The following is a 16,935-nucleotide window of genomic DNA, read 5'->3' on the forward strand; positions in this document are numbered from 1 at the left end:
AGGTGTAAATGAAAAAGTTTTTAGCGGCAGCCCTGATGGCAGCCTCTGCGACCGCTGCTTTGGCAGAGTATCCAGAAAAGCCGGTATCCTTCGTAGTTCCGTGGCCTCCGGGTGATCTGGAAGACGTCCTCACGCGGATGATCGCGGATGAATTTCAGGCGATGTACGGCATCCCTGCAGCGGTGGTGAATAAACCCGGTGGCGGCGGTGGCCCTTTCCCCGGCGCTGTTGAAGTCGCGACTGCACCGGCAGACGGGTACACGGTCGGCTCATTCGTGATTGGCGTACCTGTCATCGGGCCGGAAATTGGCATTCCCGAGTTGAACCCAAATCCGTTTGAGCCAATCGGCATCTTCCTGACCTACCCGTTCGTGATTGCGTCAAGCAAAGATGCTCCGTTCCAGAATTGGGGCGAACTGGTTGAGCACGGTAAATCAAATGATGTGGCGCTTGGCCATTTTGGTTCGGTTCTTCCACCCACCCAGGTCACCTTTGCCGCCGCAGTCAGCAGCGGGTTCGATTTTGCCAGCGAGGCCGCGTTTGATGCACTGGACTGCAACACTCTGGCGTCGGGTGATGTAGATGTCATCAACACCACACTGCAACTCATTCTGCCCTGCCTTGATCAGGTGAATGTTCTGGCCAGCATCGGTGGGGATCGGATTTCACTGGTTCCTGATACGCCGACTGTCGTTGAGCTGAACCCAGAACTGCCGTTGGCGCTGTGGAACGGATTGTTTGTTCATAAGGACACGCCTGCAGATGCGCGTGAGAAGATCACTGCGGCTGCTCAAAAAGCGCTGCAATCGGACAAAGCCAAGCAGCTGGCCGAGGAAACCGGTGCACTGATCTATTGGCAGGATCCCGACACTTCGAATGCGCAGATCGAGCAGGACAAAGCTTCGTTCGCAAAAATCGAAGAAATTCTGGGCGAATAAATCCCCAAGCAAGGCGCGGGCAGAGATTTCCGCGCCCTGCTTTTAGGGTCGGGAGGAAGACATGATCGCAAAGACGTTGCAAGACATGTTCAAGCGATATCGCCGTCCGGGCGATATAGTATTTGCCGTTCTGTTTCTTGCCTTTTCGGTATTTCTTCTGTCGCAGCTTGGCGAACAGACACAGGTCGTCAAGCGCACCAAATGGTTTGCACAACCCGGATTATGGCCCACGATCGCAGTTTGGTGCATGGTTCTGTTCAGCTTCCTGCATTGGCTCAGCTCTGCCTTGTCTGATCGGATCGAAGGTCGTTGGGTTGAGGTCGGGTTCTGGGTTCGGTCGCTGGAATATGTTCTCTATTTCCTAATCTATGTTCTACTGGTTCCCCAGCTTGGTTATCTAGCTTCCACGATGTTATTCGCGGTTTTTCTGACCCTGCGCTCAGGTTTCCGTGGCTCGGGCGCAATTGGCATCGCGGCCCTGTTCGGCTTTGTTGTGACCATCGTGTTTCGGGGGTTTCTGCAAGTCAAAATCCCTGCCGGAGCCATCTATGAATACCTTCCTGATTCAGTCCGCGCCCTCGCGCTGACTTACCTGTAGGGGGCTATTATGGAAACACTTCTGTCCGGTGTTTCGATCCTGCTGCAATGGCAGGTCATCGTCGCCTTGTTTATCGGATCAATCGGCGGTGTCATTATAGGTGCGTTGCCTGGAGTGGGCGCTGCCGTTGCCATCGCCATCCTTCTGCCAGCCACCTTTGCCTTCGAGCCTATCGTCGGGTTGACGTTGCTGCTGGGTATCTACGGATCCTCTATGTATGGCGGCGCAATCCCAGCCATCCTGATCAACACACCCGGCACTGCCGTCAATGCGCTGACCACCTATGACGGCTATCCCATGACCAAGCGCGGCCAAGGTCACAGGGCATTGTCACTGGCCTATTCTGCCTCGTTCTTCGGGGGTGTTTTCGCGATCATCTGTCTGATGGTGCTTTCGCCGGTGTTGGCCATGATCGCCCCACATTTCGGCAGCCGTGAGATTTTTCTGGCCGCGTTGTTGGGAATTGTTCTGGTCGTTCTGGCCCACCGGGGTCAGATATTTGCGGCAGGCATGCTTGCAGCCTTTGGCGTCTTTCTGAACACGGTCGGGTTGGAGCCTGTCAAATATACCCGCCGCTATACGTTCGATCAAAGCTGGCTGGCCTCAGGTGTTGACTTGATCGTGGTCGTGCTGGGTCTGTTTGCGCTCAGCCAAGCTTTTCTTTTGCTTCTGGAAAAGAACCACGCACCGGAAGACACCCATGTCAGCGGTAATATCTTTGCCGGTTTGAAGGAACTGTTGGGCCTGAAAAGGATCGCCACCGTTTCTTCAAGCATCGGGGTTTTCATGGGCATGGTGCCGGGAACAGGTGAGTTCACCTCGCAATTTCTGTCCTACACTTATGCTCAGAAGTCATCGAAAGACCCTGACAAATTCGGCGACGGCTCGCCCGAGGGCTTGGTGGCGTCAGAGGCCGCGAATAACGCAGTGCCGGGGGCTGCGATGATCCCGCTGCTTGCCCTTGGTATTCCCGGTGAAGCGCTGACCGCGATGATGCTATCGGTCTTCTATGTTCACAATGTGATCCCCGGCCCGCAGCTGTTCGAAAACCAGATGGATTTCATCATGGCGCTGTATATGGCGCTGATCCTTCTGAATGTGATCGTTCTGATCTTTTTGCTGTTTTCGACAAACCTGCTGCTCAAGATCATTCAAATCCCCACACGCTTCCTTGGCGTGATGATCCTGATCCTTGCCTTTGTCGGCGTGTACAGCCTGCGCAACTCGATCACCGATTGCGCCATTGCTGCCGGGTTTGGGGTCTTTGGTCTGATCCTCAAAAGACTTGATCTACCGATTGTGCCGATCATCCTGGGCATGGTTCTGGGCGGCATTATGGAAACCAAGCTGCGCAGTGCGATGGCACGGGTCAAAACACCGCTGGATTTCATTGACCGACCGATTGCCGCGATTCTGTTTGGCCTGATCGTGCTGATCCTGATCCTTCATTTCCGTACGCTGTACTATGAATTCAAGAACAAGCTTCGGCCTGAACCCCATGTGCCCGCCGTGGATTCTGACCACCCGAACCAACAAGGATAATCTACATGGATCAGTCTTCCATTGATACGTTGCGCGTGCAGGAGATTGCCCCACGCGGCCTTTTTATCAATGGCGCCTTCCATGCTGGAGAAACCGGTGCCTTGCATCAGGTGCTATCGCCTATCGATGGCCAGCCACTGGCTCAAATCGCCGAAGGAAGCCCAGCGGATGTAGATTCAGCCGTGCGCGCCGCACGGACAGCGTTTCAGGATGGGCGATGGTCACGCATGGCCCCTGCGGGCCGCAAGAAGATTCTTTTGAAGCTGGCAGACCTAATCGAATCCCAGGCGCTTGAAATCACAGTGCTGGGTGTGCGGGACAACGGTACCGAGATCAATATGGCCTACAAGGCCGAGGCGCTCTCGGCAGCTGCGACCTTCCGATACTACGCCGAAGCCATCGATAAAGTTTACGGTCAAGTCGCCCCGACCAGCCACGATGTTCTGGGCCTTGTGCATCATGCCCCTGTCGGAGTTGTCGGGGCAATCGTTCCCTGGAACTTTCCGCTGATGATCGGCAGTTGGAAAATCGCCCCGGCCCTTGCGGCGGGCAATTCCATTGTCCTGAAACCTGCCGAAAGCGCCTCACTCAGCCTGTTGAAAATCGCCGAACTAGCCGCCGAAGCCGGTGTTCCTGATGGTGTGTTCAACGTGGTAACCGGGCACGGCGCGATCGTAGGCGAAGCGCTGGCCTTGTCCATGGATGTGGACATCATGGTATTCACGGGATCGGGTGCAACGGGTCGGCGGCTGCTGGAATACTCGGCACGGTCCAATCTGAAGCGTTGCTATCTGGAATTGGGCGGTAAATCACCAAACATCGTTTTTGCGGATGCGCCAGATTTGGCGGAAGCAGCCAAAGTCTCAGCCGCCGGGATTTTCCGCAATTCTGGCCAGGTCTGCATCGCCGGCTCACGTTTGCTGGTGCAACAGGATATTTACGAGGATTTCGTGGCCGAGATCACGCGCCATGCCGAAGCCTTCCGTGTGGGCGATCCGCTGGACCTGAGCAGCCAGATCGGCGCCGTACATAGCTTGCCCGAGCTGAAAGCCAATTTGGATTTCGTTACGAAAGCCGAAGCCGAAGGTGCCGAACGTCGCACAGGTGGTAACCGCATTCTGGCCGAAACCGGCGGCTACTATATGTCGCCCACGGTTATGGCTGGCGTCAAAGAATCGGACCATCTGTTCCAGAACGAGGTGTTCGGCCCGGTCTTAGCCGTAACTCCGTTCAAAGACGAAGCCGAAGCGATCCGGCTTGCAAATGCTACGGCCTATGGTCTGGCAGGCGCGGTCTGGACCTCGAACCTCAGCCGCGCGCATCGGATGGTCGCCGAAGTGCGGACCGGGGTCATGCACGTCAATACATATGGCGGTGCAGACCTGACCGTACCGTTGGGGGGCGTGGGCCAATCCGGAAACGGGCACGACAAGTCGCTGCATGCGCTTGAGAAGTATTTCGATCTGAAAACCGCCTGGATAAAGCTATGACCAAGGGATCGCTGAATGACGCTTCCGTCTAAATCTGTTGAACTTATCGAACGGCGGGCGCGGCTGCTGGGACCCAATGTCTCGACCTTCTACGAAGAGCCGGTGCACTTCGTGAAAGGCGAAGGGGTTTGGTTGTGGGATGCCGACGGGCGCAAGTATCTAGATTGCTACAATAATGTACCTCATGTCGGCCATTGCAACCCACGGGTGGTCGAAGCGATTCATCGTCAGGCATCGACCCTGAACACCCACACTAGATATCTTCATGACGGTATTCTGGACTATGTTGAGAAACTGACAGGAACAATGGATGCCGCTCTGGATACGGCGATCCTGACCTGCACCGGGTCCGAGGCAAACGACATCGCGTTGCGCATGGCCGAAAGCATGACCGGCAATCGCGGGATCATCGCCACGGATGCGACCTATCACGGAAACACCGCGCTGGTCAGCCAATTGAGCACGTCAAATGTCCCGACGGTTGGTTTCGGGTTAGATCAATACTTCCGCTTTGTCCAAGCCCCGGACAGCTATCGCGACCCCGATCCAGATGGTACAAAATTCGCAAATACCGTTGCAGAGCAGATTGCTGCGCATGAAGAAGCGGGAACTGGATTTGCAGCCTTAATTGTCTGCCCCTATTTCCTGAACGAAGGCTTCCCGGACCACCCCGATGGCTGGCTGAAACCCGCAGCCGAGGTGGTGCGCAAGGCAGGTGGTCTTTTGATCTGCGACGAGGTCCAATCCGGATTTGGCCGCACTGGAACCCATCTGTGGGCGCATCAAAAAATGGGTGTGGTGCCGGATATCTTTACTATGGGCAAGCCCATGGCAAACGGCCATCCTGTAGGCGGAGTTGTTACGCGCAGCGAAACCCTTGCGACATTCCGCAAAGGATATCGCTATTTCAATACGTTTGGCGGCAACCCCGTGTCTTGCGCCGCAGCAATGGCGGTGCTGCAGGAAATTGAAAACGAGGGTCTGGTCGCAAATGCAAAAGCCGTCGGGGACCACGCGCGTTCCCGACTTAATACGCTGAAACAGAAATATGACTTTATCGGAGACGTGCGCGGCTCGGGCCTAATATTCGGGGCTGAAATGGTCGTGGATCGCGACAGCAAAGAACCTGCAAGTGCGTTCACTGATCGCGTCATCAACGCAATGCGTCATCGCGGGATCATTCATTCCAAGCTGGGTCGCCACAAAAACACACTCAAGATCCGCCCACCGATGCCGTTTTCAATCGAAAACGCAGATCTGCTGTTCGATACGCTAGACGAGGTTCTGGCGGAAACACCGTTGATCATATGAAGCAGATCGTCGAACAGGCCATTGCCAAATGGGGGATGCGAGGCGCTCAATGGTCGCTCGTCGCGGCACGGGAGAACCATGTCTATCGCGTAGAGTTTGCTCAGAAATCCTACGCATTGCGTTTGCATCGTAAGGACCTGCGCACGGATGCAGAACTCCGGTCTGAACTGCAATGGATGGCCGCGTTGGGCGGTGAAGGTATTGGAGTTTCGGCACCAGTGCCCGCCACGGACGGTTCATTCCTGCATATGATTGATGGCATTCAGATCGACATTCTCAATTGGTTGCCTGGTCGCCCTTTGGGTGCAACCGGGTCAGGCATCGATCACCGAGACCGTCTTGGCATTTTTCAGAAAGTTGGCCAGGAAATGGCCCGACTGCATGAAGTTAGCGATAGCTGGAAGCGCCCAAGCGCGTTCGCGCGTTGGTCCTGGGATCGATCCGGTTTGCTGGGAGACACCCCGTTGTGGGGTCGTTTTTGGGAAAATCCGACCCTAGGCCCAGACGATCGCGCGCTGTTGATGGACTTTAGGAATACCGCAAACAGTGATTTGCAGCGGCTGGAAAACAATCTGGACTATGGCTTGATCCACGCCGATCTTGTCCGCGAAAATATCATGGTCGATGCAAGCCGTGTTTGGCTGATTGACTTCGATGATTCCGGATTTGGTTTCCGACTGTTTGACATCGCCACAACGCTGCTCAAGAACCTGTGCGAGCCCGACTATGATCAGCTATGTGACGCTTTGCTAACAGGGTATCGCACTGAACGGCAGATTTGTACCGACCATCTTCCTTTATTCATGGCCCTGCGCGCCGCAACCTATGTCGGCTGGGTTTCATCCCGGCTTGAGGAGGATGGCTCAGTTCAGCGCAACAGACGTTTCGTGGAAGACGCCCGAGAATTGTTGTCCCAATACCTGAAACAAAGGGAGAGGAACCAATGACCAAAAAGACAATCCTGCTGATTGGGACTTACGACACCAAAGAACCTGAAATGCGTTTCATCGAAGAGGCCGTTAAGGCTCAGGGCGCTGAAGTTTTGACCATGGATGTCTCGGTTTTGGGTGATCCGTCTGAACCAACCGATATCTCCAAACACGACGTTGCCCGTGCTGGCGGAATGACGATCGATGAGGTCATCTCTCAGGGGGATGAAAACAAAGCCTTTCGCGTAATGTCGGCGGGTGCTGCAAAAGTGGTTGCGCAGGCCTATGCTGAGGGACGGTTTGACGGAATGTTGGCAACCGGGGGTACCATGGGGACCGATCTGGCGCTGGATTGCGCGCAGGCTTTGCCCATGGGTGTTCCTAAATACATCGTGTCGACCGTCAGTTTCTCACCTCTGATCCCTCCGCATCGGCTGGCACCGGATATCCAAATGATCCTCTGGGCCGGGGGGCTGTATGGAATGAATTCGATCTGTAGATCGTCGCTTATGCAGGCGGCCGGAGCAGTAGTTGGCGCAACTAAGGCGGCGATCGCACCGGATCGCAGCAAACCGCTGATCGGAATGACAAGCTTGGGCTCATCCTGCCTGCGATATATGAAAACGCTCAAACCAGCGCTCGAAGATCGTGGGTTCGAGGTCGCTGTTTTTCACTCGACGGGCATGGGTGGCATGGCCTTTGAGAAATTGGCCGCCGATCGCGCATTCGCCTGCGTCATGGATTTCTGCATGCAGGAGTTCGGCAACCTTATGGCCGGGTCCGTGGTTTCCAGTGGAGATGATCGCGTCACAAATGCGGGTCGTGTGGGTACACCCCAGATGGTCGCCCCGGGTGCTCTGGACCTTCTGGATTTTGCCGGTTGGCAGGACATCCCAGAGCAATATGCTGATCGACCATTCCACGAACATAACCGCCTGATAAAAAGCTCGGTCTTCAATGGTGATGAACGCCGCGCGTGGGTGCGAGAGCTTACCAACCGGCTAGAGGCCGCGACCGGTCCGGTTCACTTCTTCTTACCGCTTCAAGGTGTCGAAGCTTGGGACAAAGAAGGTGAAGAGGCGCACGATCCCGAAGCACTGGCGGATATGGTGGACGAAGCACGCAAAACTATGCCCGGTCGGGTCCCGATGACCGAGATTGATGCGCATATCAACGACAAAGCGTTTTGCGATAGTGTCCTTGCCCAGTTCGACAAATGGGTCGCGGAAGGCGTCATCGTGAAATAACACGGACTCCATCACATTATCTCGAAAGAGAGTTTAACCATATCCGGCAAGTGTGTTGGCGAAGCTGGGCTCGCCAATACCTGAGCGCTAAGCTTATTGCTGGACGAACACCCATCATCGCCTGCATATTGGAGCTAAGGACCTTAGTTTCGGCGGAAAAATGTCACCAATTTAAGGTGACAACAGGCCTGCGGCTCATGGAAGATAAAAGCAGAATTCAAGTGTAGCGCAGGAAAATTGACCCGTTTCGCCGATGACGTTGCCAGCATTAAACGGCAACCCAACCGTTGGACCCAAGCGCGCCTTGCAAGCCCAACTCGCGAAAGGAACGAATAATGTTAACCACAATTGCAACATGGTATTTGAACCCGAAAACCCGGTCAGAGGGGATCGCGGCACTTCAACAACTTGCCAAAGACGTAAAGAAAAATGAGCCCGATACATGGGGATACCTGGTTCATACCGGGGGTGCAGGCTCGGTTCCCCCATGCGACGAAAATGAAATTGTGTTCGTAGAAATTTATAAAAATGAAAAAGCTTTCAAAAACCATCTAAAACCAAAATCGGACTTTTCAAAATTTCTGAAAAAGAATGGTCACCTCTTTCTTCCGGGTCCTGGAGGGAAAAACCCGTTTGTCCAAGTTCTGAATGTTGATCGTATTGGCGGGTTCCTGCGCCCGGAAGCTGGGTCTGCAAAGGGTTAACCGTGGATCGGGTAATCCTGCCAGTCAAAAAAGATAGCATCTCAAATCTTCGATGCCTGAAACGCCATTACAGCGGAGCAACTGGGTGGGTTGCACCCGCTCGCGTGTCCGGTGACGAGTGGCGCCAAATCGATAAAGCTTTTTGCGCCTTATCCCGGCCAACAGATATGCCGACATAACCGCCTGGAATTGGTAGGCGACGTATTGTTTATCTTATGTTATAAGAAGCCGAGATTTCGTTTTATCGTTTCTGATTTTGATCTGATCCATCTAACTCGCGAAAGCGTTCGTATTGGTAAGTCCAGACGTCAATTGCCCAAATTGTGGTTCGGCTAATCCTGCCGGATCGAAGTTCTGCCATAGCTGCGGCAATGCCTTAGCCCAAACATGTGCAGCGTGTGGCGAACCGGTTCTGCAAAAAGCGAAATTCTGTACGAGCTGCGGCGCTTCTTTGGCAGATACTCAGGTAAAAACATCCTCAATTGAGAGACCATCCCCAAACAAATCGGCGCCCATCGCTCCGACACCAGAAAACGTTGCCGAACGAAGGCAGTTGACCGTCCTATTTTGTGACTTGGTTGGCTCGACCGCCTTGTCAGAGAAATTCGATCCAGAAGATTACCGAGACCTGATTACCCAATATCGAGATCTGGTAGGAAACACTGTCGCGAAATTCGGTGGCGAGATCGCGAACTATGCGGGCGATGGCGTGGTGGCGATTTTTGGCTACCCCGTCGCACAAGAAGCCAGCCACTATTCCGCCGCGCTGTGCGCGCTTGAAATCACCAAGATAGCTGAAAGTATCGAGGTTGGTTTTTCCGGCAAACCTATATCGACCAACGTGCGTGTTGGTATGCACACGGGACCAGTTGTCGTGGGCACAGCCAACAGTTCTTCGCTGGATGAAAAGATGTGGTTGTTCGGGGATACACCAAACGTCGCAGCACGTATCCAGTCTGTTGCCGATATTGGGCAAGTTGTCATCTCGGAGGTAACGCGCCGTTTAATTGGTGAACGGCTCAATTATATCTCGCTGGGTGCGCCACCGTTGGCTGGTGTTAGTTCACCGATTGAGTTGTTTCAGGTTCAGCAGAAAGTGCAGGGCTTCGAGGCTGCGCGCAAAGACTTTTCCCACGATACGACGCCAACCATCGGCCGGACAGCTGAGATCGCTTTGGTCCGTTCAAGATGGGAAGGTGCATTGGAGGGCGAAGGGCAAGTTTTGTTGCTGACTGGCGACGCGGGCGTCGGTAAATCCAAGATTGCTTTTGGGCTGAGTGAAGATCTGGCCGATGAAGATGCCTCCCAGTTCATTTTGTTCGGGTCTCCCCTTCATCAAAGCAGCGCTTTTTATCCGGTAAAGAATGCGCTGACGGCGCTCACGGGTATGTCGCCAGATGAAACGACCGAGCAAAGTCGCAAGAAGGTCCTAAGCTTCTTAACTGACCTTGGGTTGGATGATCCGGCTTGTGCCCTTCCAATTCTGCGCCTTGTTGCTCTGGAAGACACCTCAGCACCAGCCGAACCGATGGCGCCTGAACGGGAAAAAGGGGCCCTAATCGAAGCATTGCTCCGACTTTGCGCGGGGCTCGAGCAAAGATCGCCGCTTATGTTGTTGCTGGATGACGTGCATTGGTTCGACGCCTCAACATTGGAATTCGTCAACGGGTGGGTTGAGCAGCTGTCAAACCGGCGCTGCCTGGTTTTGATGACCGCCCGCAGCGAATTCCAGTCTCCATGGCGAAACCAGTCCCATGTGACTTCATTGGAGTTAAATCGTCTGGTTCGGCGCGATATTTTCAAATTGGTTGAAAGCATCTCGGGAATTCGTCCGTCGGATGAGGTGCTAAGCCAGTTGGCGGATCGGACCGATGGTGTGCCCCTCTTTGTCGAAGAACTGACTAAAATGGCAATGGAATCCGGGTTGCTGGCAAGCAGGGGTCAAAGCAAGGCCGAGCTGTCGATGGCCATACCTGAATCCTTGCAAGACTCGTTGATGGCACGCTTGGATCGCTTGTCTGCCAGCCGAGAGATCGTGCAGGTTGCGGCTGCGATTGGCCGCAATTTCGAAAGAACTTTGCTGAGCCATGTTCTGAAATGGAGCGATCAGGAAATCACCTCGGCGCTTGATCAGTTGCTTGAAACAGAGTTGATCGTGCCAGCGGGTTTGCGCGGAGTGGAGGACACCTACAGGTTCCGACATGCCTTGGTGCAGGATGCAGCCTATCAGTCGATGCTGCGATCTACGGCGGCCAGATGGCATGGTCAGATTGCCGAAGTTCTTGAAGAAAATTACCTGGAAATTGTCAAACACGAGCCCGAGATTCTGGGCCATCACTATTGGCGGGCTGGCGATTATTCGGCGGCCGAGATTAACTTGATGCGGGCCGCACGTCAGGCGCTGGATCATTCTGCAAATGTAGAGGCGATCACCCATCTGCAGCACGCTTTGGAATGTTTGCAGGAATTGCCCCCGTCGCAGGATCGTGACCGCCGCGAAATTGATCTGCAAATAACAATCGCAGTTCCGTTGGCATTTGTCCGTGGCTATGCGCACAATTCGGTTTTGTCTGCGTATGCGCGCGCCCAAGATCTGTGCCGTGAATATGGCGAGACAGAACGGTTGTTCAAAGTTGTCTATGGCCAGTTTCGGTCGACGATGCTGGGGGGGGAATATGCTGTTTCCAAGCAGAATGCAGACCGCCTTGTGTCTCTTACCCAAGATCTGAAAAGCCCACTGGCGATTGTCTCTGCCGAAAGATCACTTGGCTCGCTACAAACCTATCTCGGCGAGCCGCAGAACGCTCTGACGCATTTAGTTGCTGGGATTGATGTCAATCTGTCACTTGAGCACCGGTTCATGGGACTGGATTTTGATGTTGTTGACCTGTCCGTCGCGCTTCAGGGCTATCGGGCGTTGTCTTGCTGGTTGTCCGGTGACACGGAATACGCATTGGATGCGATTGAAAAGGCCGTGCTTCATGCCGAAGAAACAGCACACCCCTTCAGTCAGTCCTTTGCAAATGCATTTCTGGGTTGGATTTCTCAGTTCAGAGGCGAAGAAAGCCTTGTACTGGAAAGCTCGGCCAACCTGATTGCCCTGTCGGAAGAGTACTCATTTCAGTTCTGGCGTGGCTGGGCACGGGTTATGAACGGCTGGGCGCGCAGGAACGAGTTGGGCGAAAGCGCCCTAAAGGAAATTGAGCTGGGCCTGCAGGAATGGCGAGACACTGGCTGTCGGCTAGGGCTGAGTTTCTTTCTGTACCTCTATGCCGATGCAGCCATTCTCCACGGGCGTCTCGAACTTGCCGAAGAACTGTTGGACGAGGCCGAACAGATCACACAGGATGGTGGTGAACAGTTCTGGATTGTCGGTCTGACGCGGCTGCGAGGAAGACTGGCACTGTCCCATGGCGATGAAGAAACCTGCATCAAGCATTTCGAGCAGGCAGTTTCATTGGCGCTGGATCGCGGGCACTTTGGCCCGCTGCTGCGCACCGTCAAAGAGCTGGCAAAGCTTAATCCATCCACTGATTGCATAAGGCGGATCGCCAAATCGTTTGAGAATGTCACCGCACCCGACGTTCCCGATTTGATCGAGACACGTTCGATTTTGAAGAAACTCGCAACTGCAAAGACGGAGAATTAATCGCGGGGATTTGAGGCATTCGAGTTAGTCAAAGCCAGTCGGGAGGACAAGCCATTATGACTAAGAAGAAATCAAAAGGCGCCCAGTGCCATCAGACCGATGTCACCGGCGTCATGCCAAAACTGCCCAAGCAGTTCGATACGTTTCCATTCTATTACGCCTCCCTGCAATGCCAATGGATGTATTGGTTTACTTCCGTCGAAGCGGCCAAACCCTTTGTTAAAGGGACAGGTTTGTGTGTCGCGGAATTTCCGGATGAAAACGGCGAGAACAAAGCCGTCATACTTTTAAACTTTCAGCGCTACACCGCCCACTACGACAATTCTTTGGGCTTCGTGAACGAGGTCGAATTCAACCTTCTGGCATATCCTTCGAACCGGGTGCCCGGTGTACCGAAGATGACGCTGACAGAGTATCTGCACGGCCGGGATCAGACCAAAACAATCGGACATCTGCGGATACATGTTGCCGCCGACAATGCAGTCGCCGTCAAGGCGGGGCGCCAGGCCTTTGGTGAGCCCAAGTTTCTTGGGCAGTTCAATTACAAGGTTCCATCTTTGAACGCCAAGATGAAAGGCCATCCGCCAATCTCACCAAAATCGTGGTGGATTCAGCTGGTTAATCCGGATGATCCACAAACCATCGTCTACGACCTAACCGCTGATTTGGGAAAGCTGGGTGGAAATCAGTGGACCACTACCAATTGCACTCCAATCCCGGAATTTGCGACTGGCCTTGGCCGCACCGTCTGGACCAGATGGACCATCTCGGGCCTCTTCGAAACCGCAATGCTGAACAACAAGGACGGCAAGCGCATCGCCAAGACATTCAAGCTGAAGCTCGGTGATAATGATTTTCCGATGACGCGCGACATGCACCGGTTGTTCACCGATTTTACCCCGATTGCCGTGCAGGTCTTTGAAAGCCCACCCGCCTGCTTTGAGCCGCGCGGGTTCTATGTGGATGCCATCGATGGAGACCGCCATGTCACATCATGACAATAGCCCAACATTCCAGCCATTCCTGACAATAAGCGCGGCGTTGACAGGTTATAATAGTGCCGAACTTCAGGGAACGGGTTGTGCAGGGGAATATTGGCATCAATTCAGGCAGGTTTTGCCAGAAGAGATACTGAACCGGTTTCTGTCCCACGCTCAATCGCTTGGGAAAGGTAACGATGACCAGATCATCCGCAACACCTATCTGTCTGACAAATGCCTCGGCCCAATTGCGCGGTCGCTGATACAGCTTTGGTATACGGGTCAGTGGGTGCCGCTATCGCAAGAATGGCGCGAAATCTACGGCGCGTCTCGGTTTGATGTGGTTAAGATCATCTCGACCCGCTCGTACAAGGAAGGTCTGGTCTGGGACGCCATCGGGGCCCACCCTATGGGGGCAAAACAGCAGGGTTTTGGGGCCTGGTCGCTTGAACCTCCTCGGAAACGGGAGGCAGGCCAATGAATGCGATAACAGACGATGACAGAACCTATGATGTCGTGATCGTAGGTGCCGGTTTTTCCGGCGCTATTCTTGCGAAAGAACTGGTATCAGCAGGGCATTCCGTCCTGATCCTTGAGGCCGGTGCAGATCATGGCAAGACCTGGGAGACGTACCGATCGTATCTTGACCAATACTATCTTTCGTTGGCCAAAACCCCGAACTCACCCTATCCGGATCTACCTACTTTACCCTCGCCTTCGGTTCTGGATATCACCGCTGTGCGAGGCACAGAGCCGGATACAAACGGATACTTTGTTCAGCGCGGCCCATTGCCGTTCGGCAGCAACTACCTGCGCGCCTATGGAGGCACTTCGCTGCATTGGCTGGGCACCAGTCTTCGGATGATGCCCGCAGATTTTGAAATGCAGAGCAGATTCGGTCTGGGCGTCGATTGGCCGTTTGGCTACAAGGATCTCCGATCCGACTATGAACGTGCCGAGTGGGAGATTGGCGTCTCGGCCGATGCCGAAGAACAAACACCCAGAGCGCTGGGAATCAAAACCTCGGGCAAGCATGACAACCGGGGGTACTTCGCCAAAGATTATGACTTCCCCATGCATTCAATCCCCTCATCCTATTTGGATGGGTTCTTTTCGCAAGCTGACGGGATGCCCATCGAGATTGGCGAAGATGCAGCGGATACCGTCAGACTGAAAGTGTCACGTACACCTCAAGGTCGAAACTCGACCCCGCGCAAGCCCAAGAATGCCAAGGGCATACCCGTGGGCCGCAAGATGCGGCAACAGTTCCGCCCGCGCGGCGCGACCGGCCCGTTTGCCTATATGGGTCAACGGTGCGAAGGTAATTCAAGCTGCATACCGATCTGTCCGATTCAGGCAAAATACAATGCGATGAAGACGCTGGAAGATGCCAAGCATGTCCGCAAACATCACATGAAGACGATCACGCAGGCTGTGGCATCGAAGGTTGAGCTTGCGGAAAGCGGGCGTGTCTCAGGTATCGTCTACAAGAAATATCCCTTTCCCGGCGTCGCCCAGTACGAGTTGCGCAGGGCCAGGGGCAAACAATATGTCCTTGCCGGTGGTGCGGTGGAGAACGTGACCCTCGCGCTGGCGTCCGAGATTTGTAAGACCAGTGGCGAGCTTGGTCGCAACCTGATGGATCACCCATACATGATTACATGGGGTGCCACACCCGAGCCTGTCGGCCCGTTTCGCGGACCGGGGTCGACGTCAAGCTACGCAAATTTCCGGGACGGTGGATTTCGTGACAAAACCGCGGCCTTCAGGCTGGAGATCGGCAATTGGGGTTGGAACCTTGCGACTGGGGCGCCGAATTCGGATGTGGCGCGTCTGGTTGAGCAGGAAAACCTTTATGGTACAGCGCTCAGGGATAAGCTGTATCATGATGTTCAAAGGCAGGTTAGGATCGGCACGCTGGTCGAGCAACTGCCCCGCGCAACCAATCGTGTTACGATCGATCCCGCCTATCGAACACCGATGGGCGAATACCGACCGGTGATCAGCTATGATCTGGATGATTATTCACGGGCCGGACTTGCGGCAGCCTATGACACCAGCATTCAGATTTTCCAACGACTGGGTATCCGCAATCACACCGCCTACGATCAGTCCGACGCCGGGTACTTCACCTACGATGGCCGGGGGTACACATTCTATGGCGCTGGGCATCTGGTTGGGACCCACCGGATCGGCACGCATCCAAGAAACTCGGTGACCAACGATGTCATGCGGACCTGGGATCATGACAATCTGTGGATGGTTGGTGCAGGATCCATGCCTACAATCGCCACATCGAACCCGACACTTACAATGTCGGCAATGGCCTACAGAGCGTCCCGGGCGATATCTGATGCCGTTCGGAAAGGGGGTGCGAAATGACTTCTAAAGAAAAGCTGGAGAAAGAGCGCAAAACACTGTGCGGGTTACTGCAAGACGCACTTATTCTGGAACTCACGACCATCCCCCCCTATGCGACGGCGTGTTATTCAATACTGGAACAAGGCCAATATGACCGATCCGAACCAACCATCGTGAATGCAGAACCGATTGAGGTGATCCGGCAGGTCATGGTCGAAGAAATGCTGCATATGGTTCTGGTCGCGAATGTCATGAATTCGATAGGTGGGACGCCAACGCTGAACAACCCCAAGCTGTTGCCGAAGTATCCTCAGCCGTTGTTGGGTGGCCGCGGCCCGACAGTTTATCTGCGCAGGTTCACACCGGAACAGATCAAAAGCTTTCGCGCGGTGGAAACGGCTCCCAAAAATCGGGTTAATGCCAGGAAAGGCGATTTTCAAACGATCGGAGGGTATTATATCTACGTCCGGGAACGATTGCGCAATGCCTGCGATACCTACGGCGACGCCGCGATTTTCACGGGAAATGAGGCGCGGCAAATCACAGGCGCCGACTATTTCGGGGCCGGTGGAGAGGTGATCGAAGTGATCGGCACCCCAGCACAGCGCCGAAAGGCCGCGCTGAAGGCAATAAAGATAATCATGGATGAAGGAGAAGGCGCAGACCTGGGCCACAGGGCTGGCGACAAAGACATTATTCCCGGCCCCGAGCACCACGAGGATGTCGCGCACTACTTCAAATTCAATGAAATCCTTCACAGCCGATACTACAAGCCGGATGACTGCGTGGATGGCCCTCCGACAGGAGGTGATCTGATCGTCGATTGGAGCGCAGTCTCCCCGATGCGGGATGACCCGTCCGAGAGCAACTACAGGAATGCGCGCGAGATAGCTGAAATGTCTGGCGAGTTTAATGCGACCTGGACCAGCCTATTGGATGGCTTGCACACTGCGTTTAACGAAGACAAATCCGCGCTAAGGTCTTTGGTGCCCACGATGTACGACCTTAAATCTCTTGCGCAGAAACTGATGCGCATTCCATTGCCGGACGGCTCGGGGGAAACCGCCGGACCGACCTGGACATATCTTGGAAAGTCATAGGTTTAACCAATTTTTCACTGGTTAAAACGGGCATTGGATACCACAAACGCGCTTGATAATAAGGGCCGGTCTACCTATGTGGCGAC

13 protein-coding genes and 1 pseudogene are annotated in these 16,935 nt (G+C 54.3%); all 14 read left to right on the top strand.

Features of this window, described 5'->3' with window-relative positions; genetic code table 11:
• Positions 1-8: 8 nt before the first annotated feature.
• The 14 genes and pseudogenes from ACR0B3_RS14295 to ACR0B3_RS14360 all read left to right on the top strand — a co-directional run bounded on the left by ACR0B3_RS14295 (position 9) and on the right by ACR0B3_RS14360 (position 16,849).
• Positions 9-938: a tripartite tricarboxylate transporter substrate binding protein gene (locus tag ACR0B3_RS14295; RefSeq protein ID WP_480809671.1), complete on the top strand. Its 930-nt coding sequence runs from the start codon at positions 9-11 to the stop codon at positions 936-938.
• A 61-nt stretch (positions 939-999) separates the two neighbouring features.
• The gene (locus ACR0B3_RS14300; protein WP_480809672.1) at positions 1,000-1,536 is read left to right on the top strand and encodes a tripartite tricarboxylate transporter TctB family protein; all 537 of its coding nucleotides are present in this window, start codon (positions 1,000-1,002) and stop codon (positions 1,534-1,536) included.
• Between the two features lie 9 nt (positions 1,537-1,545).
• On the top strand, positions 1,546-3,078 hold the full coding sequence (locus tag ACR0B3_RS14305) for a tripartite tricarboxylate transporter permease (RefSeq protein ID WP_480809673.1): 1,533 nt from the start codon (positions 1,546-1,548) through the stop codon (positions 3,076-3,078).
• A gap of 5 nt (positions 3,079-3,083) precedes the next feature.
• A complete protein-coding gene (locus tag ACR0B3_RS14310) occupies positions 3,084-4,568 on the top strand; it encodes an aldehyde dehydrogenase (protein ID WP_480809674.1) in 1,485 nt (494 codons plus the stop codon).
• Positions 4,569-4,583: 15 nt separating this feature from the next.
• Positions 4,584-5,879, top strand: a complete 1,296-nt coding sequence (locus ACR0B3_RS14315; protein ID WP_480809675.1) for an aspartate aminotransferase family protein — start codon at positions 4,584-4,586, stop codon at positions 5,877-5,879.
• Positions 5,876-6,826, top strand: a complete 951-nt coding sequence (locus ACR0B3_RS14320; RefSeq protein ID WP_480809676.1) for a phosphotransferase enzyme family protein — start codon at positions 5,876-5,878, stop codon at positions 6,824-6,826. Before ACR0B3_RS14315 ends, ACR0B3_RS14320 begins: the two co-directional genes overlap by 4 nt.
• Positions 6,823-8,055 (top strand): Tm-1-like ATP-binding domain-containing protein, encoded by a 1,233-nt coding sequence (locus ACR0B3_RS14325; RefSeq protein ID WP_480809677.1) that lies wholly within the window; start codon positions 6,823-6,825, stop codon positions 8,053-8,055. The genes ACR0B3_RS14320 and ACR0B3_RS14325 overlap by 4 nt, the downstream gene beginning before the upstream one ends.
• A 335-nt stretch (positions 8,056-8,390) precedes the next feature.
• Positions 8,391-8,759, top strand: a complete 369-nt coding sequence (locus ACR0B3_RS14330; RefSeq protein WP_480809678.1) for a putative quinol monooxygenase — start codon at positions 8,391-8,393, stop codon at positions 8,757-8,759.
• 292 nt (positions 8,760-9,051) lie between these two features.
• Positions 9,052-9,192 (top strand): annotated as a pseudogene (locus tag ACR0B3_RS14335) (double zinc ribbon domain-containing protein); the annotation flags it as partial.
• Positions 9,193-9,312: 120 nt separating this feature from the next.
• Complete coding sequence (locus tag ACR0B3_RS14340) at positions 9,313-12,408, top strand: adenylate/guanylate cyclase domain-containing protein (protein ID WP_480809830.1); 3,096 nt, start codon at positions 9,313-9,315, stop codon at positions 12,406-12,408.
• Positions 12,409-12,464: 56 nt separating this feature from the next.
• Positions 12,465-13,406, top strand: coding sequence for a hypothetical protein (locus ACR0B3_RS14345; RefSeq protein WP_480809679.1), 942 nt, complete (start codon positions 12,465-12,467; stop codon positions 13,404-13,406).
• Positions 13,393-13,869 (top strand): hypothetical protein, encoded by a 477-nt coding sequence (locus tag ACR0B3_RS14350; protein ID WP_480809680.1) that lies wholly within the window; start codon positions 13,393-13,395, stop codon positions 13,867-13,869. The genes ACR0B3_RS14345 and ACR0B3_RS14350 overlap by 14 nt, the downstream gene beginning before the upstream one ends.
• The gene (locus ACR0B3_RS14355) at positions 13,866-15,770 is read left to right on the top strand and encodes a GMC family oxidoreductase (protein WP_480809681.1); all 1,905 of its coding nucleotides are present in this window, start codon (positions 13,866-13,868) and stop codon (positions 15,768-15,770) included. Before ACR0B3_RS14350 ends, ACR0B3_RS14355 begins: the two co-directional genes overlap by 4 nt.
• The gene (locus tag ACR0B3_RS14360; protein WP_480809682.1) at positions 15,767-16,849 is read left to right on the top strand and encodes a ferritin-like domain-containing protein; all 1,083 of its coding nucleotides are present in this window, start codon (positions 15,767-15,769) and stop codon (positions 16,847-16,849) included. The genes ACR0B3_RS14355 and ACR0B3_RS14360 overlap by 4 nt, the downstream gene beginning before the upstream one ends.
• Positions 16,850-16,935: the final 86 nt, after the last annotated feature.

It is taken from the genome of Ruegeria sp. CE9 (assembly GCF_056537425.1).